The organism is Nostoc sp. (genome assembly GCF_036916975.1).
Lineage (GTDB): Bacteria > Cyanobacteriota > Cyanobacteriia > Cyanobacteriales > Nostocaceae > Nostoc.
Genome location: NZ_JBALFF010000086.1, coordinates 33,262 through 39,645, shown reverse-complemented (window position 1 = coordinate 39,645; position 6,384 = coordinate 33,262). Strand labels below are relative to the sequence as shown.

Genomic DNA, 6,384 nt, shown 5'->3' with positions numbered 1-6,384 from the left:
ACTGCTTATTTAGTATAAATATATTTTAGCTACTGAGAAAAGGATTTAGCGATCGCACCTTTTTTTCCAAACCTCACAAAATCGCATTGCTCCCTCGCATAAGTGCCAATGCAGAAAAACGTGTAGATAAAGAACTTATTCAGGATTTTAAACGGGTTCATGGGAAGAATAATCTACTATACCCTAATCGGCATTAAAGTTGCATAATCAGGGCGGGCAAGATGCCCACCCCACAAGATATTCAGAAAAGTTTAATATGCAAATTAGATATGCTTTAGCTTAATAGAGCAATCACAGTTTATTTAATGACAATATAGGAATATCTTTTGATTTAGAGAATTTATTGGGTTTAGTGGGTATCTACATAGCCAATACAAAAGAAAGCTTTTTGAGTGGCAATGAGTTTTTCAAAAATCAAATATGAGTCCTGATATATAAAACTAAAATTCTCCAAACAAACAATTAAATTTATTTGTTTGTTTGGAGATATTTTAGTGCAAAGGAGCTTGAATTTAAATAGAAAAATAATTAGGGTGAACTGAACTAAAAGAGCGATCGCTGCAAATGACCAGTTAGTATTACCCGCAAGCAAAATTTCTCTCAGCCCAGCATGATCCCGAAAGGCAGCAGGTAACAAGGGGACAGTTGGCCCTTCCCGTCCCAAAGGCATTCCCGAACCCAACACTAATGTCGCGCTGATCAACTTGACCAAAGCAATTCGCAGATTTAACGGCATTGGTACGCGAGCCAATACGGCTTTGACTTCAGACATCCCACTACCTGATGCTTCCGGTGCGAAGCGCTCTACTAGCCAACCAGCTAAAAGTCCCCCTACTAGTCCAATAGCTGGTAATACTAAGTAGGCAGGCCAATGGTAAGAAATACGCACTCGCAATGCGCCTGCCCAATCCACTGCCTGTCCTAACAGAACTGCCGCTAACCCAGAAACTAGACCAATCAGGCAAGCTTCCACGAAAGCCAAGCGCCTCGGTTGAAGCAGTTGACGGGAAAGCCTCAACCAGAGAATTTTACCCCTGGCTAACATATTTTTAGCAATCACTTGTCATCAATGAAGGTATATAAATGTCTGAAATGTCTTACCGTTCACCCTATTCATAGGGTTTCATAAAAAAATGAAATCACAATGAAATTTTTCTATGCCTAAAGATAGATATGTGCAATAGCAGTACAAAACTTGTAACATCTTGTACTGCTTGAAAGTGGGTATTTGTTAGCGGCTCTTCTGATTTTATTTTTGCTGTCGCACTACTCAAATCTATATGAATGCAACATTTAATAGGCTGCTTGAGTGGTTGCGAGATTATATATCCGTAGATACTGTTACACTCCTACTTCCAGTTGCAGACCTACAGAGTTTAGCTGTACAAACAACCATTGGACTAGAGGAAGAAATTACATAACAAATCCGTATCCCTATCGGGCGGGGCATTGCTGGTCATATTGCCGCCAGTGTGGAGCCGATGATGGTTAATAATGTGTCAGCAGTAGAGGTCGTGAGTCCAATTCTGCACCAGAAGGGATTGCAATCGCTCGTTGGCGTCTCATTACCTGTTGAGGAAGGAGTGATTGGGGTTCTGCACGTTGGTAACTTTAAATCTCACAATTTTACTGAGCGCGATGTACAGCAATTACAACTTATTGCACATCCTCTTGGGTTGATCATAGCGGATGCCAGACTTTAAACTTCGCGGGCGATGCGATCGCTTTTTAATGGCGTTAACTCTAAATGCTTATAGGCGTTGGTAATACTAATTAAACTCCACAGCCTGTACTCCAATTGTTTCTTTGTCATCTCCAAGGAGAAGATGACCACAGGTAGATTGTGGAGTAGTATCATTTGGAGAGCCAGAAAACTTCCAATGAAAGACAGTGAATTGATATCATCAGCAGTATGATCCATAGTAATCCCATGATATTAATGAACATAAGGGTATTATGTGGACTTGTTGCTTGCCCATATCCAATTTTAAAGCGATGTAATTGGATAATCTCCATGTTGGTCAGTCCAAAATACTTGCGTCGTAAGGGTTTTGTGTGGAGATAGTCAAGTGCTTTGAGCTATAAACTCATGATTAACCAATCAACACTATTAACTTTATTTAGTTGAGTAATTAGTGTATCCATAATAACCTTGTAAGAATTTTAGAGACACCCAATTTAAAGTGCGATTTTGAGAAGATATGGGGTTTGGCAAACCTCGTATAACCTAATCTACTTTACCTTCTGGTAAGCCGTCCTCTGGGTATCTACGGGTACGCTACATGAACGCCAACGCCTTTTTGTTTGTAAAAATACTCACCCGTAGTTGCTTGGGGATAAGTAAACTGTGGCCTAAGCGATCGCTCTTTTTGCCCCAAAAACTTATTCGATTAACTTACCAATTTCGTTTAATTTCTGCTCCAAGATTTCTTGTAAAGATTGAAGTTGTTCACGACTAGCATTAGCTAAAGTCATCTCAGATAATCCACTACTGATTTTTTGAATAATTACTTTTACTTCTTTCGATTCAGATTGTTCTGATGTTAAATACTTAGCTTTAATACCCTTAATTAAATCGCGTGTCTCAGGTACAGTTAAACTTTCTTTTAATACCAGATCTGTTGCTTTTATTCGTTCTATAGCTGCTTCTTGCTCGGAAATTTTCAATATTTTTGATGACAATGTTGCTAATGCCAATGCGTGAGCGCCTTTGAGTTCTTGATAACGAATTGCTTTTTTTAAATCTTCTGGCAAAGATAACATTGGTAAAAGATTGGACTTAACAGAAGCAGGATTCAACCCAAATTCTAAGAACACTAAAAATAAAGCTTGCTCCTCGTTATTAATATCCAGTATTTCTAAACCTTGTTGTTGCTCCTCACTACTAGCAATTAATAATTTTGTTAGTTCCTTGACTTGATTATTACGTTCAAGCCGCTTAAGTACAGCACCAAGAGTTGTAGCAACCTCATCAATTTCTAAACCAGTTGATTTGGTGATCTCTTTAAATATTGCTTCTGCCTTATCCAGTGGATTTAAATCTTCAAAACCTAAAAAAGTCAATAACGAAGATTGGTCTAAATCCTGTGGCTGAGGTACGATTAATGCCCGAATAGTCTCCCATCCTAATAGCTTCGCTCCTGACCAACGTAACTGTCCATCCAAGAGCATATAACGGCCGTTATCTTGAGGAACTAAAATTACTGGTGTAATCTGCCCATGTTTTTTTAGTAATCTCGCTTTTGCCTGAATAGACTCTTGTGTAATTGTTTGTCTTGGCTGATTAGGGTTAGGGTCAATTAAACCTGTATCAATGGCAATCTCACCTGTTTGCGTTTGCAATTGTTCGCGCAGTTTGGCGATTTCTGTCTCTAATTCTGGTGATTGCGATGCACGTAACCTTTCTACTTCAGCTTGTAAATCCGTAATTTTTTGTTCTTGATCGGTTTTCTGTACTGCCCCTTTAAATTTATCGCCTATTTGCGGTAATGCTTTTGCCATTATTTTTCCTTAATTAATGCAATGACATCATCAACAATTAATTTGAAATCTTTGCAAGCAGGATGCTTGGGACGATACTTGTGCAATGGTAATCCATAGGCACTAGCATTTTTAAACTCGTTATAACTCCGAATTTTGGGATATAACTTTATCCCTAATCTCTCAGCAATTGCAGGTAACTGTGCCAGGTATTGCCTGTGCATAGCTACAACTGTGTTATACATACTGGGAACAAACCCTAAAATTGGTGGACGTGGTTCAAGTTGTAACTCGTCACTTGTGGATATACACCATTCAACTAACTCTGCCGAACCAGAAATAGCTTTCATCTCTAACTGTACTGGAACTAAAACATGAGTAGCAGCAGCTAAAGCATTGACATTTAGCATACCCAAAGTTGCAGGACAGTCCAAAATAATTAAGTTATGAGGTAATGAATATTTATTTAGTTTGTCAGCTAGACTATATTCTCCACTTTTTCTGATCACCAATTCATTAGCTATTTCAGCTAACAAGGGATGTCCTTGACACACCTGAACCTTGGAATCCCAAACTGGTACTAATGACCAATCACCTTTAAAATCCTTAGAAAGTAACTCTACTGTAGTTAAATTTGCTTCGGCTGGCGACAAACCACAAAACACATCCAATGAACGTTGGGGGTCTAAATCTAACATAGCTACTGTATAACCCCGCTTGCTTACTTCATAGGCAATATGTGTGCTAATGGTAGACTTACCTACTCCACCAGCATTAGCCAGGAGTGCGAGAACTATCTGTTTCATAAAAATTACTCAAGCTTAGTCGCAGTATATCAATTGTTTGTCGGATTTTAAAATCCGACAGACATAAGTTTTAAAATTTTAATAAATGTCGGATTTTAAAATCCGACACAACCTGAATTTCAAAAATTTCACTCATATCACCCAAATAACTCCCGATGCTGATAAGCAAATCGAGAAACATCCAGACTAGCCACAGGTTTAGCATAAATAGCCTGATTGCGAATTGCTTGTATCTGTTCTGACTCTCGCTCCATAGCTGGTGTAAATTCTTGTCGCTGTTTCAGCAAATCCTCAAACTCAATTTCCCCTGGTCTACCTTGATAAAAAGCCGACTCTGCACAACGACGGACTGCATTACCAATTTCTGCTGGACTGCAAATGCGATATTCAGCCAACAGTCTACGCCATTGGTCATCGCTCCAAGGTGAGTTATTGTCTCGAAAAGCTGGAAAATACTTAGCTAGATGTAGATTGAAAACTTCATATCTTGCCCCTTCATGGGGTAAATCCACAAAAAAGATATCATCAAAACGGCGAACTAACTCCGCAGGTAGCATTGACAAGCGATTGACAGTAGCAATGGTATAAACTGGCTCTTGATGCTCTTGCATCCAAGTCAACAAAGCAGCAGATAGCCGCCGTGCCACACCTCCATCTGCATTGGAGTCCCAGCCAGCAAAGCCTTTATCAAAGTCATCCCAATAAAGTACACAGGGAGAAAGGGAAGTCACCAAAGCAATAAACTCCTTTAATGCTCTGTCGGGGTGAGGATCACCCAGTAGTACACCCCAATTAGCTGCTAACAGTGGCAATACTGTAGCCAAAAAAAGAGTATAAAAAGTAAAACTGCTGCCAAAAACTCCAAATCCAGAGAGCCTTTAGACGAAGCTTCGCGTTTAAGTGCCACAGCTGCCACCAATGGACGAGAAGTGAATGGGGTGAATTTGGCAGGCTTAACAGGACAACTGGCATCTCTGGGAATTGCGGTAGGACAAGGTGTTTTGGAACAGCTAGCAGCCGAGGCTGACGAAAAGCGGCTTGAACGAATTCTCAAAGAACTGCAACAGCAGAATGACCGCGTAGATAACATAGCCAGTCGCTTGCAAGAAGCAAAGCCGGACTCACCGGAGTCTCAAAAGTCTCAAAAGTCTCAAAATTTTCAAACTGTATCTGAAGAATCAGTCACAGATAATCCACTGGCTGTAGCTGCTACCAAAATCGGCTCTAAAGTAGATAATCTTGGTGACAAACTAGACCCCAAATACCAACTACCTAACCATTTTAACAGCAACGATGAACCGACATTCACCTGGACTGAAAAGGGCAAACTTAACAGTCCTGTGTACTTCTGGAATTTGGGAGTTTCCGGCTTGGAGCAATGTCTGATTGCTGACGACGGTGGACTGGTGTTCAAATCAGTCGAGACGTATAAAAAGCCTCATAACATAGACCCTTTAATCTATGTGTTCGAGTACATCAACAATTTCGGCGGTAATGGGGTTTTCATCCTGGGAGATGTTCACCCTTTTGTCGGTAAAAACTCCCTGCAATTGAGTTGGGAAGTTCTCACCAGAGTAAAAAACTTGTACCATCGCCTCAAACCGACTGAAAAGCGAATTGTGTTTTTAGGTCAAAACATTCAACTGCACGAATCCCTGCCGAGGCTAATTCCTTGCTGTGAAGTTCCTTTGCCCAGCATTGAGCAAATTCAAGACCACTTAGAATCATATTTGTTGTATTTGCAAGAATCTGCCAGTGAGCAAGAGGTAACTTTTACCGTATCTCTCACTACTGAAGATAAAGAAACCTTGACAAGAGCAGCATTAGGGCTAACCTTGGAGGAAATTAGCGACTTTCTCCGGCTGACTGTCAAGGAGCGATTAACTTCTAAAGGTATAGTAATTGATACTACGGTCATCCCTTTGGTTGTCGAATACAAAACCCGCCTACTGTCTCAGATGGATATTGAATTGGGTAAACCGGCGACCATACCGTTTGGTGGATTAGACCTGTTGCGCGATTGGTTAAAGGAGGAAATTTGGCAATGGATAAGCTAGAGCAATACAATACCGCAATGGTATTAAGAAGATATTAACTG

General features: G+C 40.2%; 5 protein-coding genes and 3 pseudogenes. 3 read left to right on the top strand and 5 right to left on the bottom strand.

Going from position 1 to position 6,384, the window contains the following annotated elements:
* Positions 1 to 634 precede the first annotated feature (634 nt).
* Positions 635 to 1,045 (bottom strand): annotated as a pseudogene (locus tag V7K73_RS22335) (chloride channel protein); the annotation flags it as partial.
* Positions 1,046 to 1,280: 235 nt separating this feature from the next.
* Between V7K73_RS22335 and V7K73_RS22330 the strand changes: the two are divergent.
* Together V7K73_RS22330 and V7K73_RS22325 are read left to right on the top strand one after the other, a co-directional pair.
* Positions 1,281 to 1,421, top strand: coding sequence for a hypothetical protein (locus tag V7K73_RS22330; protein WP_292744443.1), 141 nt, complete (start codon positions 1,281 to 1,283; stop codon positions 1,419 to 1,421).
* 60 nt (positions 1,422 to 1,481) lie between these two features.
* A complete protein-coding gene (locus tag V7K73_RS22325) occupies positions 1,482 to 1,703 on the top strand; it encodes a GAF domain-containing protein (protein ID WP_334883142.1) in 222 nt (73 codons plus the stop codon).
* Between the two features lie 5 nt (positions 1,704 to 1,708).
* On the opposite strand, the pseudogene V7K73_RS22320 reads toward V7K73_RS22325, so the two are convergent.
* The 4 genes and pseudogenes from V7K73_RS22320 to V7K73_RS22305 form a co-directional block, all read right to left on the bottom strand.
* Positions 1,709 to 1,888, bottom strand: a pseudogene (locus V7K73_RS22320) (replicative DNA helicase); the annotation flags it as partial.
* Positions 1,889 to 2,382: 494 nt separating this feature from the next.
* Entirely contained in the window at positions 2,383 to 3,501 is a 1,119-nt protein-coding gene (locus tag V7K73_RS22315) for a ParB/RepB/Spo0J family partition protein (RefSeq protein ID WP_334883141.1), read from the bottom strand.
* Positions 3,501 to 4,286: a ParA family protein gene (locus V7K73_RS22310; RefSeq protein ID WP_334883139.1), complete on the bottom strand. Its 786-nt coding sequence runs from the start codon at positions 4,284 to 4,286 to the stop codon at positions 3,501 to 3,503. Before V7K73_RS22310 ends, V7K73_RS22315 begins: the two co-directional genes overlap by 1 nt.
* Before the next feature lie 137 nt (positions 4,287 to 4,423).
* On the bottom strand, positions 4,424 to 5,110 hold the full coding sequence (locus V7K73_RS22305; RefSeq protein WP_334883137.1) for an AAA family ATPase: 687 nt from the start codon (positions 5,108 to 5,110) through the stop codon (positions 4,424 to 4,426).
* Between the two features lie 393 nt (positions 5,111 to 5,503).
* Here V7K73_RS22305 and V7K73_RS22300 point away from each other — a divergent pair.
* Positions 5,504 to 6,316: pseudogene (locus V7K73_RS22300) on the top strand (AAA family ATPase); the annotation flags it as partial.
* Positions 6,317 to 6,384 lie beyond the last annotated feature (68 nt).

Bases quoted from the DNA above. Each gene is read 5' to 3' on its own strand.
- V7K73_RS22315 (WP_334883141.1), bottom strand. From the start codon at position 3,501: ATGGCAAAAGCATTACCGCAAATAGGCGATAAATTTAAAGGGGCAGTA.
- V7K73_RS22325 (WP_334883142.1), top strand. From the start codon at position 1,482: ATGATGGTTAATAATGTGTCAGCAGTAGAGGTCGTGAGTCCAATTCTG.
- V7K73_RS22330 (WP_292744443.1), top strand. From the start codon at position 1,281: ATGAATGCAACATTTAATAGGCTGCTTGAGTGGTTGCGAGATTATATA.
- V7K73_RS22310 (WP_334883139.1), bottom strand. From the start codon at position 4,286: ATGAAACAGATAGTTCTCGCACTCCTGGCTAATGCTGGTGGAGTAGGT.